Origin of the sequence: Citrobacter portucalensis (assembly GCF_023374935.1) — a bacterium.
GTDB classification, from domain to species: Bacteria; Pseudomonadota; Gammaproteobacteria; order Enterobacterales; family Enterobacteriaceae; genus Citrobacter; species Citrobacter portucalensis.
In genome coordinates this window covers 3,795,436-3,818,916 of record NZ_CP092466.1, presented here as the reverse complement: position 1 = coordinate 3,818,916, position 23,481 = coordinate 3,795,436, and the positions used below count along the sequence as shown (strand labels likewise).

The 23,481-nt window shown below is 51.7% G+C and carries 21 protein-coding genes; 11 read left to right on the top strand and 10 right to left on the bottom strand.

Annotation, left to right across the window (positions count from 1 at the left end; genetic code table 11):
- Positions 1 to 162 precede the first annotated feature (162 nt).
- The 7 genes from cyoE to LY264_RS18520 all read right to left on the bottom strand — a co-directional run bounded on the left by cyoE (position 163) and on the right by LY264_RS18520 (position 7,515).
- The gene (gene cyoE / locus LY264_RS18550) at positions 163 to 1,053 is read right to left on the bottom strand and encodes a heme o synthase (protein ID WP_003831005.1); all 891 of its coding nucleotides are present in this window, start codon (positions 1,051 to 1,053) and stop codon (positions 163 to 165) included.
- A gap of 11 nt (positions 1,054 to 1,064) precedes the next feature.
- Positions 1,065 to 1,394 (bottom strand): cytochrome o ubiquinol oxidase subunit IV, encoded by a 330-nt coding sequence (locus tag LY264_RS18545; protein WP_003831006.1) that lies wholly within the window; start codon positions 1,392 to 1,394, stop codon positions 1,065 to 1,067.
- Positions 1,394 to 2,008, bottom strand: coding sequence for a cytochrome o ubiquinol oxidase subunit III (locus LY264_RS18540; RefSeq protein ID WP_003831007.1), 615 nt, complete (start codon positions 2,006 to 2,008; stop codon positions 1,394 to 1,396). The genes LY264_RS18545 and LY264_RS18540 overlap by 1 nt, the downstream gene beginning before the upstream one ends.
- The gene (cyoB, locus tag LY264_RS18535) at positions 1,998 to 3,989 is read right to left on the bottom strand and encodes a cytochrome o ubiquinol oxidase subunit I (protein ID WP_003831008.1); all 1,992 of its coding nucleotides are present in this window, start codon (positions 3,987 to 3,989) and stop codon (positions 1,998 to 2,000) included. Before cyoB ends, LY264_RS18540 begins: the two co-directional genes overlap by 11 nt.
- A gap of 19 nt (positions 3,990 to 4,008) precedes the next feature.
- Positions 4,009 to 4,956, bottom strand: coding sequence for a cytochrome o ubiquinol oxidase subunit II (gene cyoA / locus LY264_RS18530; RefSeq protein WP_032942534.1), 948 nt, complete (start codon positions 4,954 to 4,956; stop codon positions 4,009 to 4,011).
- Between the two features lie 460 nt (positions 4,957 to 5,416).
- Entirely contained in the window at positions 5,417 to 6,892 is a 1,476-nt protein-coding gene (gene ampG, locus LY264_RS18525) for a muropeptide MFS transporter AmpG (RefSeq protein ID WP_048226292.1), read from the bottom strand.
- Positions 6,893 to 6,936: 44 nt separating this feature from the next.
- On the bottom strand, positions 6,937 to 7,515 hold the full coding sequence (locus tag LY264_RS18520; RefSeq protein WP_032941838.1) for a lipoprotein: 579 nt from the start codon (positions 7,513 to 7,515) through the stop codon (positions 6,937 to 6,939).
- A 306-nt stretch (positions 7,516 to 7,821) separates the two neighbouring features.
- Between LY264_RS18520 and bolA the strand changes: the two genes are divergently transcribed.
- The 9 genes from bolA (at position 7,822) to fadM (ending at position 18,243) form a co-directional block, all read left to right on the top strand.
- Complete coding sequence (gene bolA, locus LY264_RS18515; protein ID WP_003021619.1) at positions 7,822 to 8,139, top strand: transcriptional regulator BolA; 318 nt, start codon at positions 7,822 to 7,824, stop codon at positions 8,137 to 8,139.
- A gap of 344 nt (positions 8,140 to 8,483) precedes the next feature.
- Positions 8,484 to 9,782, top strand: a complete 1,299-nt coding sequence (gene tig, locus LY264_RS18510; RefSeq protein WP_003021622.1) for a trigger factor — start codon at positions 8,484 to 8,486, stop codon at positions 9,780 to 9,782.
- A gap of 247 nt (positions 9,783 to 10,029) precedes the next feature.
- Positions 10,030 to 10,653 carry an ATP-dependent Clp endopeptidase proteolytic subunit ClpP gene (gene clpP / locus LY264_RS18505; protein ID WP_003021624.1) on the top strand — a complete coding sequence of 208 codons (624 nt, stop codon included), beginning with the start codon at positions 10,030 to 10,032 and terminating at the stop codon, positions 10,651 to 10,653.
- 126 nt (positions 10,654 to 10,779) lie between these two features.
- Positions 10,780 to 12,054, top strand: a complete 1,275-nt coding sequence (gene clpX, locus LY264_RS18500) for an ATP-dependent protease ATP-binding subunit ClpX (RefSeq protein ID WP_003831013.1) — start codon at positions 10,780 to 10,782, stop codon at positions 12,052 to 12,054.
- 184 nt (positions 12,055 to 12,238) lie between these two features.
- Complete coding sequence (gene lon, locus LY264_RS18495) at positions 12,239 to 14,593, top strand: endopeptidase La (RefSeq protein ID WP_003831014.1); 2,355 nt, start codon at positions 12,239 to 12,241, stop codon at positions 14,591 to 14,593.
- Positions 14,594 to 14,801: 208 nt separating this feature from the next.
- The gene (gene hupB, locus LY264_RS18490) at positions 14,802 to 15,074 is read left to right on the top strand and encodes a nucleoid-associated protein HU-beta (RefSeq protein WP_003021629.1); all 273 of its coding nucleotides are present in this window, start codon (positions 14,802 to 14,804) and stop codon (positions 15,072 to 15,074) included.
- 268 nt (positions 15,075 to 15,342) lie between these two features.
- Positions 15,343 to 17,217, top strand: a complete 1,875-nt coding sequence (gene ppiD, locus LY264_RS18485) for a peptidylprolyl isomerase (RefSeq protein WP_048226289.1) — start codon at positions 15,343 to 15,345, stop codon at positions 17,215 to 17,217.
- 146 nt (positions 17,218 to 17,363) lie between these two features.
- Positions 17,364 to 17,738, top strand: a complete 375-nt coding sequence (locus LY264_RS18480; protein WP_048226287.1) for a helix-hairpin-helix domain-containing protein — start codon at positions 17,364 to 17,366, stop codon at positions 17,736 to 17,738.
- Positions 17,739 to 17,844: 106 nt separating this feature from the next.
- Positions 17,845 to 18,243, top strand: a complete 399-nt coding sequence (gene fadM, locus LY264_RS18475; protein WP_003021636.1) for a long-chain acyl-CoA thioesterase FadM — start codon at positions 17,845 to 17,847, stop codon at positions 18,241 to 18,243.
- A 105-nt stretch (positions 18,244 to 18,348) separates the two neighbouring features.
- Here fadM and queC read toward each other — a convergent pair whose 3' ends face one another.
- Positions 18,349 to 19,044: a 7-cyano-7-deazaguanine synthase QueC gene (gene queC / locus LY264_RS18470; RefSeq protein ID WP_003021638.1), complete on the bottom strand. Its 696-nt coding sequence runs from the start codon at positions 19,042 to 19,044 to the stop codon at positions 18,349 to 18,351.
- A gap of 65 nt (positions 19,045 to 19,109) precedes the next feature.
- Positions 19,110 to 20,810: an SgrR family transcriptional regulator gene (locus LY264_RS18465; protein WP_071692493.1), complete on the bottom strand. Its 1,701-nt coding sequence runs from the start codon at positions 20,808 to 20,810 to the stop codon at positions 19,110 to 19,112.
- Between the two features lie 144 nt (positions 20,811 to 20,954).
- Here LY264_RS18465 and cof point away from each other — a divergent pair, with 144 nt between their 5' ends.
- The gene (gene cof, locus LY264_RS18460; RefSeq protein ID WP_032942541.1) at positions 20,955 to 21,773 is read left to right on the top strand and encodes an HMP-PP phosphatase; all 819 of its coding nucleotides are present in this window, start codon (positions 20,955 to 20,957) and stop codon (positions 21,771 to 21,773) included.
- A gap of 50 nt (positions 21,774 to 21,823) precedes the next feature.
- Here cof and LY264_RS18455 read toward each other — a convergent pair whose 3' ends face one another.
- Positions 21,824 to 22,879, bottom strand: coding sequence for a PLP-dependent cysteine synthase family protein (locus LY264_RS18455; RefSeq protein ID WP_122984023.1), 1,056 nt, complete (start codon positions 22,877 to 22,879; stop codon positions 21,824 to 21,826).
- A gap of 116 nt (positions 22,880 to 22,995) precedes the next feature.
- On the opposite strand from LY264_RS18455, the gene decR reads away from it, so the two are divergent.
- Positions 22,996 to 23,454 (top strand): DNA-binding transcriptional regulator DecR, encoded by a 459-nt coding sequence (gene decR / locus LY264_RS18450; protein WP_003831023.1) that lies wholly within the window; start codon positions 22,996 to 22,998, stop codon positions 23,452 to 23,454.
- Positions 23,455 to 23,481: the final 27 nt, after the last annotated feature.

Below are 23,481 nucleotides of genomic sequence, written 5' to 3'. Positions count from 1 at the left end.
GCGCTTTATTAACAAATGTTGGGGTTGTGAGGGGCGTCGGCTGGAAACGAAAATGCCGGATGACGATACTCACGTATCTTACCCGGCCTACAAGCAATGTGCTTTTTTGTAGGCCGGATAAGGCGTCAGTCGCCATCCGGCATAGAAGATGTGACGATTAACTTACCAGACGTAAGTCAGCAGGTTCTGCGAGTTTGGCACCATAAAGTCGACGGACATCATCACGGAAAGCGCGGTAATGGCGATGATGGAGAAACCGAACAGCTTGCGCGCCCAGACTCTGTCATCTTCCACTTTATAACCACGTAGCGCCATGCCCAACCACCAGACGCTCACCGCCGCGGCAACAATCAGGTATTTATAACCTGCATAGCCGCCCAGGGTTAGCATCAGCGTGGCGATAGCAAACGCCACGATGTACAGCGTGATATGGTTCTTCGCGACCGAAATACCTTTCACCACCGGCAGTACCGGGATGTTGGCAGCCTGATAATCCTTGAAGCGGAAAATCGCAATCGCGTAAGAGTGCGGCATCTGCCACAGGCTGAAAATAGCCAGCAGAATCAATGCACCGCTATCGAACTCACCGGTTACGGCACAGTAGCCAATCACCGGCGGCGCAGCGCCGGAGAGTGAGCCAATCAGCGTGCCATAAACGGAATGGCGCTTCATGTACAGGCTATAAACGCCCACATAGACCACGAAGCCCATTACCCCCAGCCAGCAGGCCAGAGGGTTCGCGCCAAACCACAGTAGCATAAAGCCAGCAATACCCAGCAGGGTGGCGTATACCAGCGAGACCGCAGGGGAAATCAGACCTTTAACCAGCACGCGGTTTTTGGTCCTCTCCATCTTCCTGTCGATATCCCTGTCGATGTAGTTGTTAAATACACAACCCGACGCCACAACCAGTGACACCCCAACCAGCGTGTAGATAAACAGGGGATAATCAATGCTGCCTTTCGAGGCCAGCAGGAATCCCCCAATCACCGAGATCAGGTTGCCAAAGATGATGCCTGGTTTCGTTACTTGCAGGTATTGCTTAAACATCATAATCGCCGCTCTTAGTGCATCATCATGTTGTAGTTAAGGTTCCACATAATCCAGATGGAGCCCACAACCAGGATGGCGATGATTAGCACAGTAAAGACAAAGGCCGTCATGTTCCAACCTTCATCAGATTTGCTATTCATGTGCAGGAAGCACACCAGGTGCACCAGAATCTGTACCACTGCCATTGCCAGAATAGTTCCCAGAATGACGGCCGGTGAGGCAGAACCTGTCATCACCATCCAGAACGGAATGACCGTCAGGATGATCGACAGGATAAAACCTGTCATGTAGGTTTTTACGCTGCCATGGGATGCGCCGCCGCTCTCGTTAGAATGACTCATTACATCGCCCCCATCAGATAAACAACAGTGAACACACAGATCCACACCACATCCAGGAAGTGCCAGAACAGGCTCAGGCACATGATGCGGGTACGGTTAGTACTGGTCAGACCGCGACGAGCAACTTGTACCATCAGCACCGCCATCCAGATAAGACCGGAGGTGACGTGCAGACCGTGCGTACCGACCAGCGCGAAGAACGCAGACAGGAAGCCGCTGCGATCCGGGCCCATACCGTTAACAATCAGGTGATGGAATTCATAGAGTTCCATCCCGATGAATCCGGCACCGAACAAGAAGGTCAACGCCAGCCAGGAGATAACCTGGCTCTTGTTGTTCTTGTACATGGCAATCGCTGCCATGCCGTAAGTAATGGAGCTGAATAACAGCAGGAATGTTTCAACCAGAACGAACGGCAGTTCAAAAATGTCCTTACCTGTCGGGCCACCTGCGGTGCCGTTCACCAGAACGGCATAGGTTGCAAACAGAATAGAGAACAGAATGCAGTCGCTCATCAGGTAGACCCAGAATCCGAAGATCTTGGTCTGGCCTGCATCGTGGTGCCCGTGTTCGTGCGCGTGGGCAGTCGCGTGCGTTAAAGTATCAGTTGCCATTTTTCAGCCCTGCCTTAGTAATCTCATCGAAATGCTGATTTTCCAGTTTTTCGACTTCCGGGACCGGCACGTAGTAATCCACGTCTTCATCAAAGCTTTTCACAATCCAGCTGATGATCATGCCTGCGAAGCTTGCAATCGCCAGCCACCAGATATGCCAGATCATGGCGAAACCAAACAGTGTCGCGAAGGCGGTAATGACGATACCGGCACCGCTGTTCTTCGGCATATGAATTTCTTCATAGTGCGCAGGCTGCTTGTACGCTTCACCTTTTTCTTTCATTTCCCAGAAGGCATCACGCTCGTGAACGTGCGGCACAACGGCAAAGTTATAGAACGGAGGCGGGGAAGAAGTTGCCCACTCCAGCGTACGACCACCCCATGGGTCACCGGTCAGGTCACGGTTCTGCTCGCGGTCGCGAATAGAAACGAAGATCTGAATCAGCTGGCACAGGATACCCAGTGCAATCAGCGCGGCGCCGCATGCGGCAACGACCAGCATCGGATGGAACTGTGGATCAATCTGCTGGCTGAGGCGACGGGTCATACCCATGAAGCCCAGCACGTACAGTGGCATAAATGCTACGAAGAAGCCGATGATCCAGAACCAGAATGCGCGTTTACCCCAGGTTTCGTTCAGCGTGAAGCCAAACGCTTTTGGCCACCAGTAGGTCATACCAGCGAAGCATCCAAATACGACGCCGCCGATGATAACGTTATGGAAGTGCGCAATCAGGAACAGACTGTTGTGCAGAACGAAGTCCGCACCCGGCACCGCCAGCAGTACACCGGTCATGCCGCCGACTGAGAAGGTGACGATAAAGCCAATCGTCCACAGCATTGCTGAGTGGAATACGATACGGCCCTGATACATGGTGAACAGCCAGTTGAAGATCTTCACCCCGGTCGGGATGGCGATAATCATGGTGGTGATACCGAAGAAGGCGTTTACGTTAGCGCCTGCACCCATGGTGAAGAAGTGGTGCAGCCAAACAACGAACGACAGAACGGTGATACACACGGTTGCCCACACCAGCGAGGTGTAACCAAACAGACGTTTACGTGAGAAGGTTGCCGCGATTTCGGAGAACACACCGAAGACTGGCAGAACCAGAATGTACACTTCCGGATGGCCCCAGGCCCAAATCAGGTTGATGTACATCATCATGTTGCCGCCCATATCGTTGGTAAAGAAATGGGTGCCCAGATAGCGATCCAGGGTCAGCAACGCGACGGTAACCGTCAGGATTGGGAAAGAAGCGATAATCAGGATGTTTGCACACAGAGATGCCCAGCTAAACACCGGCATCTTGAACATGGTCATTCCTGGTGCACGCATCTTAATGATGGTCACAAAGAAGTTGATACCGGTCAGAGTTGTACCAATACCGGACAACTGGACTGCCCATATCCAATAGTCGACCCCGACGCTTGGACTGTACTCTATTCCTGAAAGCGGCGGATACGCCAGCCAACCGGTCTGCGCGAATTCACCCACGCCCAGAGAAAGGTTAACCAGGATTACGCCGACAACGGTGAACCAGAAGCTCAGGTTGTTCAGGAACGGGAATGCAACGTCACGTGCGCCGATCTGCAGCGGAACCACCAGGTTCATCAGACCGATAACAAATGGCATTGCCACGAAGAAGATCATAATCACGCCGTGAGCCGTGAAGATCTGGTCGTAGTGGTGAGGAGGCAGGAAGCCCGCTTCACCTGCAGAAGCCAGCGCTTGCTGACTACGCATCATGATGGCGTCGGCAAAGCCACGAATCAACATGACGATTGCGACGATGACATACATGATGCCAAGGCGTTTGTGGTCAACAGAAGTCAGCCACTCTTTCCACAGGTAGGTCCACTTACCGAAGTAAGTGATAAGGCCCAGTAAGGCCGCACCACCGATGATAATGGCAGCAATCGTAACCATGACAATAGGTTCATGGAACGGAACTGCATCCAGCGTCAATTTTCCGAACATCGTATTCTTCCTCGGCCCCTTAGTGAGCGGATTCCGCGTGGCTCATGTCCATGCCTTCCATTCCTTCGTGTGCGCTGTGCTCACCTTCGGGTTGGGTCATGTCCATGCTCTTACCGTGAGCCATAAATTTGTTAATAACGTCTTTAAACAAATCCGGTTTCACGTTGGAGAAGTATTCCACCTGGTTGTATTCGCTTGGCGCAGCCACTTTCTCGAACGCTGCCATGTCGCTCATGGTGTTCGTGGACTGTTTAGCTTTAGCAACCCATTGGTCGAATTCGGCGCGGTCCTTTGTTGCGATAGCCTTGAACTTCATACCGGAGAAGCCTGGTCCGCTATAACTTGCGGAGATACCATCATAAGTACCGACTTCGTTGGCGATCAGATGCAGTCGAGTCTGCATACCGGCCATGGCATAAATCTGGCTACCCAGACGCGGGATAAAGAAGGAGTTCATCACGGAGTTGGAAGTCACTTTGAATTCAACCGGAGTATTCGCCGGGAAGGCGATTTCATTCACGGTAGCGATACCCTGTTCCGGATAGATGAAGAACCATTTCCAGTCCATGGAAACCACTTCGATGGTAATGGGCTTCTCGTCATGCGCCAGCGGTTTGCTTGGCTCAAGAGCGTGAGTGGTTTTCCAGGTCAGAACGGCAAGGAAAATGATGATTAAGATCGGCACCGTCCAGACCACAGCTTCCACTTTATTGGAGTGTGACCAGTTCGGGCTGTACTTCGCATCTTTATTGCTTGCACGATACTTCCAGGCAAAACCAACAGCCATCAAGATGGCGGGAATAACGACAATCAACATCAGGCCAAATGCCGTCAGTATCAATGACCGTTGTTCCAGTCCAATCTGTCCTTTAGGGTCAAGCAGCGCAGAATTACAGCCACTGAGTAATGCAGTGCCTGCAATTAATGACAACCATCCCAAACTTTTATTGTATTTCCTGAGTCTCATTTAACGACCTCAATTCCACGGGACCGGGTGGCGTTTAAAGTGTGAGGGCATTTTACGGGAAGGTTACATTACTGTAAACATCTCTAGATCTGTGTTACTGGGTTCTGCCGTGCATGTCACATATGTTGCAATATATGTCGCTTTGGCTTTAAGAACCTGTTGCAACATCACGTTATAACGAAAGCGGGCAGGTGGGGGGCGTACTGAGGGCAATTGGTATAACCAATACGAAAATAAAACAATTGCTTAACAATTGATTATCAATAAACGGACAATTGAGGAACAAAAAATAAATCTTTCGTGGCTGAATCGAGTAAGGAAAATAGTATATATAAAAGGCGTCAATAATTTCCAAATTCTTTGGCGCACAAAATAACAAATATTATTTTTAGTAGTTGTTGCTTATTTCGCCGTTATAATTACGCAGGGTGATTACAACGGCAATATTAATGCGGTTTTTTTACGCCAGACGGGTTTTGCGCAATGCCAGATAATCAAGCAATCCACCAAAAACGACCCCGCAGACCGCGACCACCACTGAGACTTCAAGCAGTTCCGGCAGGAAGGAGAAGTTGGTGTAATCCAGCGCGTTCATGGTTAACAGCAGCAGCCAAACCAGCAGCAGGCAGCAGCCCGCAACTAGCGTCATTAATGCCAGACTGTATGCTCCACGAAATTCCGTGCGCGGAATGAAGCTTTCATTTTGCCAGCTATGTTCCAGGGTCTGGCGACATACCAGCAGCAGTATCAGACCGGGGATCGCGGCAAACACGGAGAACAGATAAAACGTCGGCCAGCCGTGTGCTTCGACAAACCAACCCGCTACCGGGCCAACGTAAACGCGACCAACGGCTGAAAGCGCGGAGAGCAGGGCGAACTGGGTCGCTGAGAAGGACTTATTGCACAGCGTCATTAATAAAGCGACAAATGCCGCCGTGCCCATTCCGCCGCACAGGTTTTCAAAGAAGACGGCCGCCGCCATGCTGAACATGTGTTTGTCAGTGATGGACAGTAGCCAGTAGCCCGCATTCGACGCCCCTTGCAGGATGCCGAAAATAAGCAATGCGCGGAACAGAGAAAGGCGCTGCATCAGGATCCCACCGTACAGCGCGCCAACAATGGTGGCCAGTAGCCCCAGTGTCTTATTCACCACGCCAACTTCACCCGCATCAAACCCAACGCCGCGGATTAAAAAGGTGGTGGTCAGGCTCATGGCGAAAGCATCCCCGAGCTTATACAGCACAATAAGCAGCAGGATCAGCCATGCGTTGTTACGACCAAAGAAGTCTCGCAGCGGAGCCGCAACCGCCTGTTCCAGCGTTTTAGGCGCCGGAATGGTGTCAGTCGGTTCAGGTGCTAACAGGGTGGCGATGATACAGGGAATCAACAGCGCAGCCATCAGCCAGTACATCCCTTGCCAGCCCAGCCAGCGATCGGCCATCCATAAGGCCAATCCGCCTGAAACCAGCATCCCTAGTCTATAGCCCAGCACGCTAATAGCCGCGCCGGTGCCGCGGTCTTCTGCGGGCAAAACGTCGGTTTTCCAGGCATCAAAGACGATATCCTGCGATGCCGAGCAAAAAGCGATCACTACTGCGAGTGCGGCCATCCAGCGTAACTGTGTGCCAGGCTCCAGAAAGCCCATCGCGGCGATAGAAATTAACAACAGCACCTGGGTCGCCAGCAGCCAGCCGCGACGTCGACCTAAAAACGGTGGCGTGTAACGGTCCATCAACGGGGACCAGAGAAATTTAAATACGTAGGCCTGACCGACCAGGGAAAAGAAACCGATGGTTTTAAGATCGATATTCTCGACGGTCATCCACGCCTGAAGCGTACCGGAGGTGAGTGCGAGCGGTAAACCGGAGGCGAACCCCAGAATGAGCAGGATAGCTGAACGTGGTTGCTGAAAAATACGTAAGTATTGACTGGACATGGGCTTCTATAGGCCCGACGAACGCCGGGCCATATGGGCAGAAATTAACGAGCGTTCTGCTTGATGAAATCGTGAACGCTGGTGTCCTGAGACATATCAGCGATGGTGTCGGTCAGTACGCTGTTAACGGCGTTAGCGATATTTTTGTTAGAGGCCTGCAGGGCACCTTCAACAGAATAGCTTGCGCGGTAGTTTTTGGTCATCTTGTTGCCATTAGCGGCGGTCGCGATGATGGCGATGTCTGCTTTGGTGGCGATGTTATAGCGCACGCTACCCTGAGACACGTCAGCATACAGCTGGTTAACAATGATTTGCAGGTTGACTGCACCGTTTGGTCCAATCATATAACCACGTGCTGTCATCTGTTTTTCCAGTACTTCTTGCAACAGGAAACGCAGGTCGCGGGACGCGGTCAGGGTCACCAACTGGTTGTCGCGGGTGACTTTTGCCAGCGCTTGATCCTGGCGCTGGTCGGCTCCGTTGATGCTAACGGTCACGCCCATCAGGCTCGGGTCCTGCTGTGGCAGGGTAATTTTCGGGGAGACTTCAATAGTGGTCGGCGGTGTTGCGCATCCAGCTAACATAAACAGCGCGACAAACGGGACGAGGATTTTTTTAAACATGCCAGGGCTCTCAGCGAATCTAAATTGTATGGTTAGAGAAAATTCCCGCCATCATAACATCGCCAACGATGAGGGGAAGTGGGTAACGCATGTAAATTCATTGTGTTGTCCGTTTTATGACTTTGTGGAGACTATAAACGGACTTTTTGCAATAAATTGGAGTGAGGAATCAGTGAACTTCATCCGTTTGAATGAGAAAATCAGACAAGCGCTAATTTTTTGTTGCTAAGGTGTAATGAAAACGGTAAAAGCGGCTAGTATTTAAAGGGATGGGTGACATCTCAGCGTTGTCGGAGGAAAAATTTCATGATGATTCGTGAGCAAATAGAAGAAAAATTAAGGGCAGCGTTCGAACCCGTGTTCCTCGAAGTTGTGGATGAAAGCTATCGTCACAATGTCCCGGCTGGTTCTGAAAGCCACTTTAAGGTTGTACTGGTTAGCGATCGCTTTACAGGTGAACGTTTTCTTAATCGTCATCGGATGATTTACAGCACGTTAACGGCGGAGCTTTCCACAACCGTTCATGCGCTTGCCCTGCATACCTACACTATTAAGGAGTGGGAAGCGTTGCAGGATACGATTTTTGCATCGCCTCCGTGTCGTGGAGCGGGAAGCATCGCGTAAAAACGGATTTGCAACAACCGACGCTTTTCCAGTATGTTGCTACAGATTATGTGAAAACGGCCTGCGGGCCGTTTTGTTTTGTCTGAATTCTGGGGCTGTCGTACAGTATTCAGACAAAAATTAGCCGGGAATTGTGAAAAAAGCCGCAGCAACGCGCGATAACCGTTCTCGACTCATAAAAGTGATGCCGCTATAATGCGCGTCTTATTTTTCGGAATGTCTTCGGGATGATTCTGACGACAGGGAATGTGATTGCTTATGAGAACATCCCAGTTCCGCGAAGCCAACAACCTGTGCTTGCGGAGAAGAGTTGACCGAGCACTGTGATTTTTTGAGGTAACAAGATGCAAGTTTCAGTTGAAACCACTCAAGGCCTTGGCCGCCGTGTAACGATTACTATCGCTGCTGACAGCATCGAGACCGCTGTGAAAAGCGAGCTGGTCAACGTAGCGAAGAAAGTGCGTATTGACGGTTTCCGCAAAGGAAAAGTACCGATGAATGTTGTTGCTCAGCGTTATGGCGCGTCTGTTCGCCAGGACGTTCTGGGTGACCTGATGAGCCGCAACTTCGTTGACGCGATCATCAAAGAAAAAATCAATCCGGCTGGCGCACCGAACTACGTTCCGGGCGAATACAAACTGGGTGAAGATTTTACTTACGCGGTAGAGTTTGAAGTTTACCCGGAAGTTGAGCTGACTGGCCTGGAAGCAATCGAAGTTGAAAAACCGGTTGTTGAAGTTACCGACGCTGACGTTGACGTAATGCTGGACACCCTGCGCAAGCAGCAGGCTACCTGGAAAGACAAAGACGGCGCTGCTGATGCAGAAGACCGTGTAACCATCGACTTCACCGGTTCTGTAGACGGCGAAGAGTTCGAAGGCGGCAAAGCGTCTGACTTCGTACTGGCGATGGGCCAGGGTCGTATGATCCCGGGCTTTGAAGAAGGCGTTAAAGGCCACAAAGCTGGCGAAGAGTTCACTATCGACGTGACCTTCCCGGAAGAGTACCACGCTGAAAACCTGAAAGGTAAAGCTGCGAAGTTCGTTATCAACCTGAAGAAAGTTGAAGAACGCGAACTGCCAGAACTGACTGAAGAATTCATCAAACGTTTCGGCGTTGAAGATGGTTCCGTAGCAGGTCTGCGCGCTGAAGTCCGTAAAAACATGGAACGCGAGCTGAAAGGCGCTGTGCGTAACCGCGTTAAGTCTCAGGCGATCGAAGGCCTGGTAAAAGCTAACGACATCGACGTTCCGGCTGCTCTGATCGACAGCGAAATCGACGTTCTGCGTCGTCAGGCTGCGCAGCGTTTCGGCGGCAACGAGAAACAAGCTCTGGAACTGCCGCGTGAACTGTTCGAAGAACAGGCTAAGCGTCGCGTAGTTGTTGGTCTGCTGCTGGGCGAAGTGATTCGTACCAACGAACTGAAAGCTGACGAAGATCGCGTTAAAGGCCTGATCGAAGAGATGGCTTCTGCTTACGAAGATCCGAAAGAAGTTGTTGAGTTCTACAGCAAAAACAAAGAGCTGATGGACAACATGCGTAACGTCGCTCTGGAAGAGCAGGCTGTTGAAGCCGTTCTGGCGAAAGCTAAAGTGACTGAAAAAGCCACTTCCTTCAATGAACTGATGAACCAGCAGGCGTAATTCGTCGCTTTTTTAGCTCGAATTTCGTACGCAAGCCCGTCACCTTTTGGTGGCGGGTTTTTTTTTGTCACGCATTTTGCATGGGAAGAGTGCGAAAACAGCGTTTCAGTGTTAGCGTTACAACAAAAGATTGTTATGCTTGAATTATGGCGATGTCGTACCCATTACTGAGGGACTAGCTGATAATCCGTCCATAAGGTTACAATCAGCACAGCAGGTTTTTTCAAATTTTATCCAGGAGACGGAAATGTCATACAGCGGCGAACGAGATAACTTTGCACCCCATATGGCGCTGGTGCCGATGGTCATTGAACAGACCTCACGTGGTGAGCGCTCTTTTGATATCTATTCTCGTCTACTTAAGGAACGCGTCATTTTTCTGACCGGCCAGGTCGAAGACCATATGGCTAACCTGATCGTGGCGCAGATGCTGTTCCTGGAAGCAGAAAACCCAGAAAAAGATATCTACCTGTACATCAACTCCCCTGGTGGAGTGATCACTGCCGGGATGTCTATCTATGACACCATGCAGTTTATTAAGCCGGACGTCAGCACCATTTGTATGGGCCAGGCGGCCTCAATGGGCGCGTTCCTGCTGACCGCCGGGGCGAAAGGCAAACGTTTTTGCCTGCCTAACTCTCGCGTCATGATCCACCAGCCTCTGGGCGGTTACCAGGGCCAGGCAACGGATATTGAAATTCATGCCCGTGAAATCCTGAAGGTAAAAGGGCGCATGAACGAACTTATGGCGCATCATACGGGTCAATCTCTTGAGCAGATTGAACGTGATACCGAGCGCGATCGCTTCCTCTCCGCTTCTGAAGCGGTAGAGTACGGTCTGGTTGACTCGATTTTGACCCATCGTAATTAATGCCCAGTGCGCAGGTGTGCCGCTATAATTACCTGGAGCGGCACAACGCTGACTAGCGTCTTGCGCCTGAGAATGGCATTTGCGTCGTCGTGTGCGGCACAAAGAACAAAGAAGAGGTTTTGACCCATGACAGATAAACGCAAAGATGGCTCGGGCAAATTGTTGTACTGCTCTTTTTGCGGCAAAAGCCAGCATGAAGTGCGTAAGCTGATTGCCGGTCCATCCGTGTATATCTGCGACGAATGTGTTGATTTATGCAACGACATCATTCGCGAAGAGATTAAGGAAGTAGCACCGCACCGTGAACGCAGTGCGCTGCCGACGCCACATGAAATTCGCAACCACCTGGACGATTACGTTATCGGTCAGGAGCAGGCGAAGAAAGTGCTGGCGGTCGCGGTATACAACCATTACAAACGTCTGCGCAACGGCGACACCAGCAATGGCGTCGAGTTGGGCAAAAGTAACATCCTGCTGATTGGCCCGACGGGTTCCGGTAAAACGCTGCTGGCTGAAACGCTGGCGCGCCTGCTGGACGTTCCGTTCACCATGGCTGATGCCACCACGCTGACCGAAGCCGGTTATGTGGGTGAAGATGTTGAAAATATTATTCAGAAGCTGTTGCAGAAGTGCGATTACGACGTGCAGAAAGCACAGCGAGGGATCGTCTATATCGACGAGATCGACAAGATTTCGCGTAAGTCTGATAACCCATCTATTACCCGTGACGTTTCCGGCGAAGGTGTACAGCAGGCGCTGTTGAAACTGATCGAAGGGACGGTTGCTGCCGTTCCGCCACAGGGTGGTCGTAAACATCCTCAGCAGGAATTCCTGCAGGTTGATACCTCCAAGATCCTGTTTATCTGCGGTGGTGCCTTTGCCGGTCTGGATAAAGTGATTGCTAACCGTGTTGAAACCGGCTCCGGCATTGGTTTTGGCGCAACGGTAAAAGCACAGTCTGATAAAGCCAGCGAAGGTGAACTGCTGTCGCAGGTTGAACCGGAAGATCTGATCAAATTTGGTCTGATCCCTGAGTTCATCGGTCGTCTGCCGGTTGTGGCAACGCTGAGCGAGCTGAGCGAAGAAGCGTTGATCCAGATCCTCAAAGAGCCGAAAAACGCCCTGACCAAGCAGTACCAGGCGCTGTTCAATCTTGAAGGTGTCGATCTGGAATTCCGTGAGGAAGCGCTGGATGCGATCGCTAAGAAAGCGATGGCGCGTAAAACCGGTGCTCGTGGTCTGCGTTCTATCGTCGAAGCCGCGCTGCTCGACACCATGTACGATCTGCCTTCTATGGAAGACGTCGAAAAAGTGGTGATCGATGAGTCGGTGATTGGCGGTCAGAGCAAGCCATTACTGATTTACGGTAAGCCGGAAGCGCAGCAGGCATCTGGCGAATAATTCATCAATTCATACAGACATTTAATTAAAAAGGGGGGATTTTATCTCCCCTTTTATTTTTCCGTAAACATGGCGTTGAATGTGTGGGAAACATCCCCATATACTGACATACATGTTAAAGGTGGTGTGAAGCACAGTCGTACCACCTGATTACCTGGCGGAAACTAAACTAAGAGAGAGCTCTATGAATCCTGAGCGTTCTGAACGCATTGAAATCCCCGTATTGCCGTTGCGCGATGTGGTGGTTTATCCGCACATGGTCATACCCTTATTTGTAGGGCGGGAAAAATCTATCCGTTGTCTGGAAGCGGCTATGGACCATGATAAAAAAATCATGCTGGTCGCACAGAAAGAAGCGTCAACGGATGAGCCGGGTGTAAACGATCTTTTCACCGTCGGGACCGTGGCCTCTATTTTGCAGATGCTGAAACTGCCTGACGGCACCGTAAAAGTGCTGGTCGAGGGGTTACAGCGTGCGCGTATTTCTGCGCTGTCTGACAACGGCGAGCATTTCTCTGCGAAAGCAGAGTACCTTGACTCGCCTGCTATTGATGAGCGCGAACAGGAAGTGCTGGTGCGTACCGCTATCAGCCAGTTCGAAGGCTATATCAAGCTGAACAAGAAAATCCCACCAGAAGTGCTGACGTCGCTGAACAGCATTGACGATCCTGCACGTCTGGCGGATACCATCGCTGCACACATGCCGCTGAAGCTGGCTGACAAGCAGTCCGTGCTGGAGATGTCCGACGTTAACGAACGTCTGGAATATCTGATGGCGATGATGGAGTCTGAAATCGATCTGCTGCAGGTTGAGAAACGCATTCGCAACCGCGTGAAAAAGCAGATGGAAAAATCTCAGCGCGAGTACTATCTGAACGAGCAGATGAAAGCTATTCAGAAAGAACTCGGTGAGATGGACGATGCACCGGACGAAAACGAAGCGTTGAAGCGTAAAATTGACGCGGCGAAAATGCCGAAAGAGGCAAAAGAGAAAGCGGAAGCAGAACTGCAGAAGCTGAAAATGATGTCTCCTATGTCGGCGGAAGCGACCGTGGTGCGTGGCTACATCGACTGGATGGTACAGGTGCCGTGGAATGCGCGTAGCAAGGTCAAAAAAGACCTGCGTCAGGCGCAGGAAATCCTCGATACCGACCATTATGGTCTGGAGCGCGTCAAAGACCGTATCCTTGAGTATCTCGCGGTTCAAAGCCGTGTAAATAAAATCAAGGGGCCGATCCTGTGTCTGGTTGGACCGCCGGGGGTAGGTAAAACCTCTCTGGGGCAGTCCATCGCTAAGGCAACTGGGCGTAAATACATCCGTATGGCGCTGGGCGGCGTGCGTGATGAAGCCGAAATTCGCGGTCACCGCCGGACCTATATCGGTTCTATGCCGGGTAAACTGATCCAGAAAATGGCCAAAGTGGGCGTTAAAAACCCGCTGTTCCTGCTTGATGAGATCGACAAAATGTCTTCCGACATGCGTGGCGATCCGGCTTCCGCACTGCTTGAAGTGCTGGATCCAGAGCAGAACGTGGCGTTCAGCGATCACTACCTGGAAGTGGACTACGATCTCAGCGACGTGATGTTTGTTGCGACCTCTAACTCCATGAATATTCCGGCACCGTTGCTGGATCGTATGGAAGTGATCCGTCTGTCCGGTTATACCGAAGACGAAAAGCTGAACATTGCCAAACGTCACCTGTTGCCGAAACAGATTGAGCGTAATGCGCTGAAAAAAGGTGAGCTGACGGTCGACGATAGCGCCATTGTGGGCATTATTCGTTACTACACCCGTGAAGCAGGTGTGCGTAGTCTGGAACGTGAAATCTCTAAACTGTGCCGTAAAGCGGTGAAACAGCTGCTGCTGGATAAATCGCTGAAACATATTGAGATCAATGGCGACAACCTGCACGACTATCTGGGTGTACAGCGCTTTGACTATGGCCGCGCGGACAACGAAAACCGCGTTGGTCAGGTGACGGGTCTGGCGTGGACGGAAGTTGGCGGCGATCTGCTGACCATCGAAACCGCCTGCGTACCGGGTAAAGGTAAGTTGACCTACACCGGTTCTCTGGGTGAAGTCATGCAGGAGTCGATTCAGGCTGCGCTGACCGTGGTGCGTGCGCGTGCGGAAAAACTGGGTATTAACCCGGACTTTTACGAAAAACGCGACATCCATGTTCACGTACCTGAAGGGGCTACGCCGAAAGACGGTCCAAGTGCGGGTATTGCTATGTGTACTGCGCTGGTTTCTTGTCTTACCGGTAACCCAGTTCGCGCCGACGTGGCGATGACGGGTGAGATCACTCTGCGTGGTCAGGTTCTGCCTATCGGTGGTTTGAAAGAAAAACTGCTGGCGGCACACCGTGGCGGCATTAAGACGGTCTTAATTCCCGATGAGAACAAACGTGACCTGGAAGAGATTCCGGACAACGTAATTGCCGATCTTAATATTCACCCGGTGAAACGTATTGAGGAAGTTCTGACTCTTGCGTTGCAAAATGAACCCTCTGGAATGCAGGTTGTGACGGCAAAATAGTGACCTCGCGCAAAGAGCATTAATAAAAACAGGGCTGGCAGGCCATTTCGGGCTTGCCAGCCTTTTTTTGTATAGCTAATTTAGATAACGGATTGGGCTTGCCATCATTAACGGGTGTTGTAAGGGCATGGCAGGCCTGATATAACTGCTGCGCGGTCGCACTTTGAAGGATTCAGGTGCGATATAAATTATAAAGAGGAAGAGAAGAGTGAATAAATCTCAACTGATCGACAAAATTGCTGCAGGGGCTGATATCTCTAAAGCTGCGGCTGGACGTGCGTTAGATGCAATTATTGCTTCTGTTACTGAATCTCTGAAAGAAGGTGATGACGTAGCGCTGGTAGGTTTTGGTACTTTTGCCGTTAAAGAGCGTGCTGCCCGTACTGGTCGCAACCCGCAAACAGGTAAAGAGATCACCATCGCCGCGGCTAAAGTACCGGGCTTCCGTGCAGGTAAAGCACTGAAAGACGCGGTAAACTAAGTGATTTCCCCTTTGGGGATGTGACGAAGTACAAGGGCGCATCGACTGATGTGCCTTTTTTATTTGTAATTCCGGTACTTTCTACGCGTTGTGGGCTGACAATTGCCCCTGTTTCTTGTCACAATAGACCTTTGTGCGCAGCGTTCAGGAAACGCTATGCTGCGTGAAGCATATATACTCAAAATCCTTGTTGCCGTTGTTGTCATCAACGCGGGGGCAGCAGAAAGGATAACGCGTATAGTCATCTACAGCGGAGTGTGGTTACACCATGATGGACAGCTTACGCACGGCTGCTAACAGTCTCGTGCTCAAGATTATTTTCGGTATCATTATCGTGTCGTTCATTTTGACCGGCGTGAGTGGTTACCTGATTGGCGGGGGCAATAACTTCGCCGCCAAAGTGAATGGCCAGGAGATAAGCCGCGGGCAGTTCGAGAATGCGTTCAACAGTGAACGTAACCGCATGCAGCAACAGCTGGGCGATCAATACTCCGAGCTGGCCGCGAACGAAGGTTATATGAAAACGCTGCGTCAGCAGGTGCTGAATCGTCTTGTTGACGAAGCACTGCTGGATCAGTATTCCCGCGAGCTTAAGCTCAACATCAGCGACGATCAGGTTAAACAGGCCATTTTCGCCACGCCTGCGTTCCAGGTGGACGGCAAGTTTGATAACAACCGCTACAACGCGATTGTCAATCAAATGGGAATGACTGCAGACCAGTACGCTCAGGCATTACGTAATCAGCTTACGACACAGCAGCTGATTAACGGTGTTGCCGGTACGGACTTCATGCTGAAAGGCGAAACGGACGAACTGGCGGCGCTGGTCGCGCAGCAGCGTATCGTGCGCGAGGCGACGATTGACGTTAACGCACTGGCCGCGAAGCAGTCTGTTACCGAGCAGGAAGTTGCCAGCTACTACGAGCAGAATAAAAACAACTTTATGACGCCGGAACAGTTCCGCGTGAGCTACATCAAGCTGGACGCTGCTGCTATGCAGGAGACGGCCAGCGATGCTGATATTCAGTCTTACTATGACCAGCATCAGGATCAGTTCACTCAGCCGCAGCGTAACCGCTACAGCATCATTCAGACCAAAACGGAAGATGAAGCCAAAGCGGTACTGGGCGAGCTGAACAAAGGCGGTGATTTTGCTGCGTTGGCGAAAGAAAAATCTGCCGATATCATCTCTGCCCGTAAAGGCGGCGATATGGGATGGCTGGAAGATTCCACCACCCCGGATGAGCTGAAAAATGCTGGTCTGAAAGAAAAAGGCCAACTGTCTGGCGTAATTAAGTCTTCCGTTGGTTTCCTCGTTGCACGTCTTGACGACGTACAGCCCGCGCAAGTTAAACCGCTGAGCGAAGCCCGTGACGAAATTGCGGCAAAAGTGAAGCAGGAAAAAGCGCTGGATGCGTACTATGCGCTGCAGCAGAAAGTCAGCGACGCGGCCAGCAATGATAACGAATCTCTGGCGGGTGCAGAGCAGGCTGCGGGTATGAAAGCGGTTGAAACGGGCTGGTTTAGCCGTGACAGCCTGCCGGAAGAACTGAATTTCAAACCAGTCGCTGACATCATTTTCAATGGTGGTCTGGTTGGTGAGAACGGTACGCCTGGCAGTAACTCCGATATCATCACCGTGGACGGCGATCGTGCGTTCGTGCTGCGTATTGCAGAGCACAAAGCTGAAGCCGTGAAGCCACTGGCTGAAGTGAAAGAGCAGGTAACTGCGCTCGTTAAGCACAATAAAGCAGAGCAGCAGGCGAAGCTTGATGCCGATAAACTGCTGGCGGATCTGAAAGCCGGTAAAGGCGATGAAGCGATGAAAGCGGCGGGTCTGAGCTTTGGCGAGGCGAAAACGCTGAGCCGTACGGGTCAGGATCCGCTGAGCCAGGCTGCCTTTGGTCTGAGCCTGCCGGCGAAAGACAAACCGAGCTACGGCGTCGCGAACGACATGCAGGGTAACGTTGTTCTGTTGGCGTTGGACGAGGTGAAAGCCGGTTCTATGCCTGAAGCGCAGAAGAAAGCGATGGTTCAGGGGATCACTCAGAACAACGCGCAGATTGTCTTCGAAGCGCTGATGAGCAACCTGCGTAAAGCCGCAAAAATTAAAATCGGTGATGCGCTGGAACAGCAGCAATAACCGAGGCAGTTCGCAAAAAATTGCAAAAAGTTGTATCTACCAAAGGCCGCTTTCGCGGCCTTTTCCATTTCTGATATTTGCCGTTTGTCTGCCGTTCTGCACCTCGCTATCGTGATTCCACTGTTAACAAACAAGGAGAAAACAGTATGAAACATGGAATCAAAGCTCTGCTTATCACTCTTTCATTGACCTGCGCTGGTATGGCCCAAACCGCATTGGCGGCTGAGCCTGTCGCCAAAAGCCTGGCGACTCAAACCAAAGCGGAAAACTCAGGGGCGGCACAAAGCAAAGCCACACTGCCCGCTAAAGCAAGTGACGATGAAGGCACCAGGGTAAGCATCAACAGCGCTTCTGCGGAGGATTTAGCGCGAGTTATGAATGGCGTGGGTCTAAAGAAAGCGCAGGCGATTGTGAGCTATCGTGAGGAGTACGGGCCGTTTAAAACGGTGGACGATTTAAAGCAGGTGCCGGGCATGGGTAGTTCGCTGGTTGAGCGTAATCTGGCAGTTTTAACACTTTAATAACTTGCAGAGCGCTGAAAGTTTGCCAGACTGTAGAGGTCATACCAGTTATGACCTCTTTACCCTAAAGTCTGTTCCTATAAAAACAACGTAAGGCTCCTGCGCTATGCAAACACAAATCAAAGTTCGTGGTTTTCATCTTGATGTCTATCAGCACGTTAACAATGCCCGCTATCTGGAGTTTCTGGAAGAGGCCCGCTGGGATGGTCTGGAAAACAGCGACAGCTTTCAGTGGATGACCGCACACAACATCGCTTTTGTGGTCGTGAATATTAATATCAACTACCGCCGTCCTGCGGTGCTGAGCGACCTGCTGACTATCACCAGTCAGGTTCAACAGTTAAATGGCAAAAGTGGTGTGTTAAATCAGACCATTACCCTGGAGCCGGAAGGGCAGGTGGTGGCTGATGCGCTGATTACGTTCGTCTGCATTGATTTGAAGACGCAAAAAGCGCTGCCGCTGGAAGGGGAGTTGCGCGAAAAACTGGAGCAGATGGTGCAGTAGTGGCTGCGACTGCCGGAAGGCGACGCTCAAGCGTCTTATCCGGCCTACAAGAGTTGCTGCAACTGCATGTAGGCCGGATACGCAAAGCGCCATCCGGCAATACAATCATTTTAACCCGGTTTTCTGTTTCATTGCCGCCATCACTGCCGGTTTATCCGCCAGATAATGGTTCAGGCCGTTGGCACGCAGATTACACGCCGCACAGTGACCACAACCGTCACCTTTGATGCCGTTATAGCAGGTCAGCGTTTCTTCGCGTACCAGGTCCAGCTTGCCCCAGTAATCGGCCAGTGCCCAGGTTTCGGCTTTATCGATCCACATCAGTGGGGTTTCAAAGCGAATATCTTTCGCCATCCCCAGGCTTACAGCATGGTTCAGGGCTTTAACGAACTCATCGCGACAGTCCGGATAGCCGGAGAAATCGGTCTCACAAACGCCGGTAATGACCGCCTCTGCCTGCACCTGGTACGCGTAAATTGCTGCCAGCGTTAAGAACAGAATATTGCGTCCTGGCACAAAGGTATTGGGAATGCCGTTCGCATCCGGTTCGTAATCGGGTACCGGAATGTTATCGCGGGTCAGGCTGCTGACAGCCAGTTCACTGAGCAATGTGACATCAAGTACTTTGTGCGCTCGCGCGCCAAGTTTTAAGGCCAGGTCACGTGCGACATCAATCTCAGCGCGATGGCGCTGACCATAATCAAAGGTCACGCAGTGCACTTCATCATACTGATGCAGCGCTTGCGCCAGACAAGTCGTGGAGTCCTGACCTCCACTGAATACAACAACGGCACGTTTCATGGCTTTTCCTGACAAAATAACGAAGCCCTTATGGTAGCGCCTGGGCGTGCCGCCCACCAGCTTCTTCACGCTGAAGGAGGTGGCAGCCAGGCTTCGGTAAACTCGAACCAGCCACGAGGATTCAGGCGTACGCCGTTCACGCCCGGTGGCGCGCTGATGCGATAGTGATAATTGAATAGTGGCGTCAGGGTAGCGTCATGCATTAGCGTAGCGAAAACTTGCTGTAAAGCCGCGTGGCGATCGTCCTCATCGGCCTGAATTTGTAGGGCATCCAGGGTCGTTTGCAAATGTGTGTATGCGGGCGCATTCAATACATGTGACCAGAGCTGATCGCAGCGCAACCACTGTTCGAGAGTATATTCAGGTGCCTCACCAATCAGCCTGTCGCCCATCATCAGGTCGGCCTGGGCTAAGGGATGATCGCCATCCCAGTTTTTAGCATTATGAAAAATAAGCGTTAATTCACAGCCGAGCAGCGCCAACGCCTGGCGAAGCTGTTCAGCCATAGCGTGAAGTTCTACCGGCAGGTGATAAGCCAGCGTCAGCTTTTCCGGTAATGCCACCTCATCGAGTTCATCCCATTGCGGGATAGTCCATCCGGGGAGCAGTGCATTGCTTGGCGTGATCAGATTTTCATCCACTTCAAGCGTTTGTAGCAGGGAAGAACGGTGGATGATATTGATCAGTCTACGGGCCTGCTGCGTATTCAGGCGCGCGCTTTTTCTGAGCGTGAGATAGCAAAAACCAAGACTGATCCCGCTGCTTACCTGGCTTAGCATAGGCAACTCTTCGGGTTTACCAATCGCAATTTGCACCGGATGGCGACAGCTGGTGCCCAAATCCTGGGAGAAGAGCAGCGGGGTTATCCAGTATTCAATGGCTTTTAGCAGCGGATGACTCAGATGGTAGTGATCGTGACTCTCGATACGCACCAGCTCAGGAGTAAACAGCGTCAGCCGGAACGGGCCGGTACCCACAAACGGGTGCTCAGGATGCGCCAGGTGACTGCTGTAGCTTGCCAGACGGTGCGCCAGCCAGAAGTCGGGACGATGCAGAATAAAGGTCAGACACTGGGGATGCGTCACCTCAATGCGCTTTACGCTGATAAACAGCTTATTCAGCGCGGGGAGTTCTAACAGCTTCAGCAACTGCTGATGTAGCTGTGTGCTGCTGACCGCATCGCCGTTATGCCAGTACAGGGTGGAACGAATATAGAAATCCCAGCGCAGGCCGTCAGCGGAGATATTCCAGTGGTGGGCTAAGTCTCCACAGGGACGTTGCGTAGTGCTGTCAAACCGGGTCAGGCCAGAGAAAACTTGTCCAGCGAGGTGTTGCTCCGCGCGACCGGGGAGAAAACCGGGGTGCAAGGGGTCGAGCGGGCGGTAATAGGGTATACGCAGGGTTGGCGTGTCGTTTTGCCACTGACCGCCCATAAACGGTTGTAGCAGTGTTCTCAATTCGCCCGGGGCCAGCTGAGCCAGTTCCAGTACGCTAAGCTGCTCGCCCTTTTGCAGGGCCTGTTCCATCATGGTGTTGCGCAGTGAATCTGGCGTCACTAAAAACCGCAGCTGCCCGCGTTTCCCGCGCCCCGACTGGGCATGCCACTCCAGCCAGCCCGCATCCTGCGCTTGCTTTAGCAGGGTACGCACATGGCGTTCGCTACAAAAACAGCGTTCGGCCAGTTCCCCGACGGTCACCGACTGCGGTTCGCCGTTCGAGGGCAGCCATAGGCGTTGGTACTGGTTCAGGCGATTAAGCAGACGCATTAATACTTTTTCCTTCAGGATGTTCGTTAACGGTGTATGCGTAGAGAAACCCGGAACAATTCATTTTATCTATTCACTATTACTTCCGTATATCTCAGGTGATACTGGATCACAAGTTAACCGCGTCACAGTGTGGAGAAAGAAATGGCTCGTCTGGCTGCATTTGATATGGATGGCACCCTTTTGATGCCGAATCACCATTTAGGTGACGAAACGCTTTCAACGCTGTCGCGCCTGCGTGAACGCGATATTACTCTGACATTTGCTACCGGCCGACATGTGCTAGAGATGCGCCATATTTTAGGCTCGATCTCACTGGACGCCTTTTTGATTACGGGTAACGGCACGCGCATTCACTCTCTTGAAGGCGACGTGTTACACCGTCAGGATCTGGATCCGAATGTTGCGGATATTGTGTTGCATCAGAAGTGGGACACTACCGCAAGCATGCATGTCTTTAATGACAATGGCTGGTTCACCGGACAAGAGATCCCCTCACTGCTGCAGGCGCATGTGTATAGCGGATTTCGCTACCAGATCGTCGATGTGAAACGTATTCCGGCGCATCAGGTCACGAAAGTCTGTTTCTGCGGCGATCATGACTCTCTGATCCAATTGCGCATTCAACTGAATGAAGCGCTGGGTGAACAGGCGAATCTCTGTTTTTCCGCGTTTGATTGCCTTGAGGTGCTGCCGCTGGGCTGTAATAAAGGATCGGCATTGGCGGTGTTGAGCGACTATTTAGGTTATTCAATGGCCGAGTGTATGGCGTTTGGCGATGCCATGAACGATCGCGAAATGTTAGGCAGCGTTGGGCGCGGCCTGATTATGGGTAACGCGATGCCGCAACTGATTGCTGAACTGCCTCATTTATCGGTGATTGGACATTGCCGTAATCAGGCAGTGTCACACTTTTTGACGCATTGGCTGGACAATCCACATCTACCTTATTCCCCCGAATGAGAGATCCCTTCCAGCAAGCCAGACTTCGCGTCTGGCTTTTTTTTATCCTATTAATGGGTGTTCAGTAGTCGGGCGAGCTCCGCTTTCCACGGCGTTAAATCACCGATGTGTGCATCGACCCACTGTGGGTTGTAGTAGGTTTCCAGATAGCGTTCGCCGCTGTCACACAACAGCGTCACCAGTGAGCCGCTTTCTCCAGCATCGCGCATACGGGCGGCAAGTTGCAGCGTTCCCCACATATTGGTGCCAGTTGAAGCGCCGACTTTGCGGCCCAACTGCGTTTCCAGCCAGTGTGCGGTGGCCACGCTTGCGGCATCCGGCACGCGCAGCATTTCATCGACCACGTCAGGAATGAAAGACGGTTCGACACGCGGGCGGCCAATGCCTTCAATTTTACTTCCTACCGGACTGCGTAACGTGGCATCGCGATCCTGCCAGAAGGGCAGAAAGACCGAGTTTTCCGGGTCTACCACCATCAGTTGAGTATCGTAGCCCTGACAGCGAATATAGCGGCCAATGGTTGCTGAGGTGCCACCGGTTCCGGCGCTCATCACAATATGGCGGGGAACGGGGTTGGGCTCGCACTGCATCTGACGAAAGATGCTGTCGGCGATATTATTATTGCCGCGCCAGTCGGTGGCGCGCTCAGCGTAAGTGAACTGGTCCATGTAATGACCGTTCAGCTCACGCGCCAGTTGCTCAGAGGCCGCATAGATTTCGCAGGCGCTTTCCACGAAATGACAGCGACCGCCGTAAAATTCAATCTGTTCAACTTTACGTTTTGCCGTACAGGAAGGCATGACGGCAATAAATGGCAACCCTAACAGTCGAGCGAAATAAGCTTCAGAGACCGCCGTTGAACCGGACGATGATTCAATGATGGTGGTGCCTTCTTTGATCCAGCCATTGCACAATCCGTACAGAAACAGTGAGCGTGCCAGACGATGCTTCAGACTCCCGGTCGGATGCGTGCTCTCATCTTTTAAATAGAGCTGAATGCCCGGGAACGCCGGTAGCGACAGGCGAATGAGATGCGTATCCGCAGAACGCTGATAATCCGCGTTGATTTCATTGATGGCGTTTTTAACCCAGGAGCTATTCATCATTAATAGATATCCATTTGTCATTTTGTGCCCAGAATAGCGAAAAGCACGGAAAAAATTGTTGCCATTTAGCCTTTAAAATAGAATGTAAGGAGAAAATTCTTCTCTGTGGAGTGGATATGTTAGACAAAATTGACCGCAAGCTACTCGGCTTACTGCAACAGGACTGCACCCTTTCTTTGCAGGCATTAGCAGATGCCGTTAATCTGACTACCACCCCCTGCTGGAAACGTCTCAAACGACTTGAGGATGACGGTATCCTGCTGGGCAGAGTCGCCCTGTTGGATCCAGAAAAACTGGGGCTGGGACTCACCGCGTTTGTGCTGATCAAAACTCAGCATCACAGCAGCGAATGGTATTGCCGCTTTGTCACTGAAGTGACCGGAATGCCCGAGGTTCTGGGGTTCTGGCGTATGGCAGGGGAGTATGACTACCTGATGCGAGTGCAGGTTGCTGATATGAAAAGCTATGATGAATTCTATAAGCGCCTGGTGAACAGCGTACCGGGCCTGTCTGACGTCACCTCCAGCTTTGCCATGGAACAGATTAAATACACAACTGCTCTACCTATTGAATAATTCTCCCGGCGCTTATTGCCGGAAATC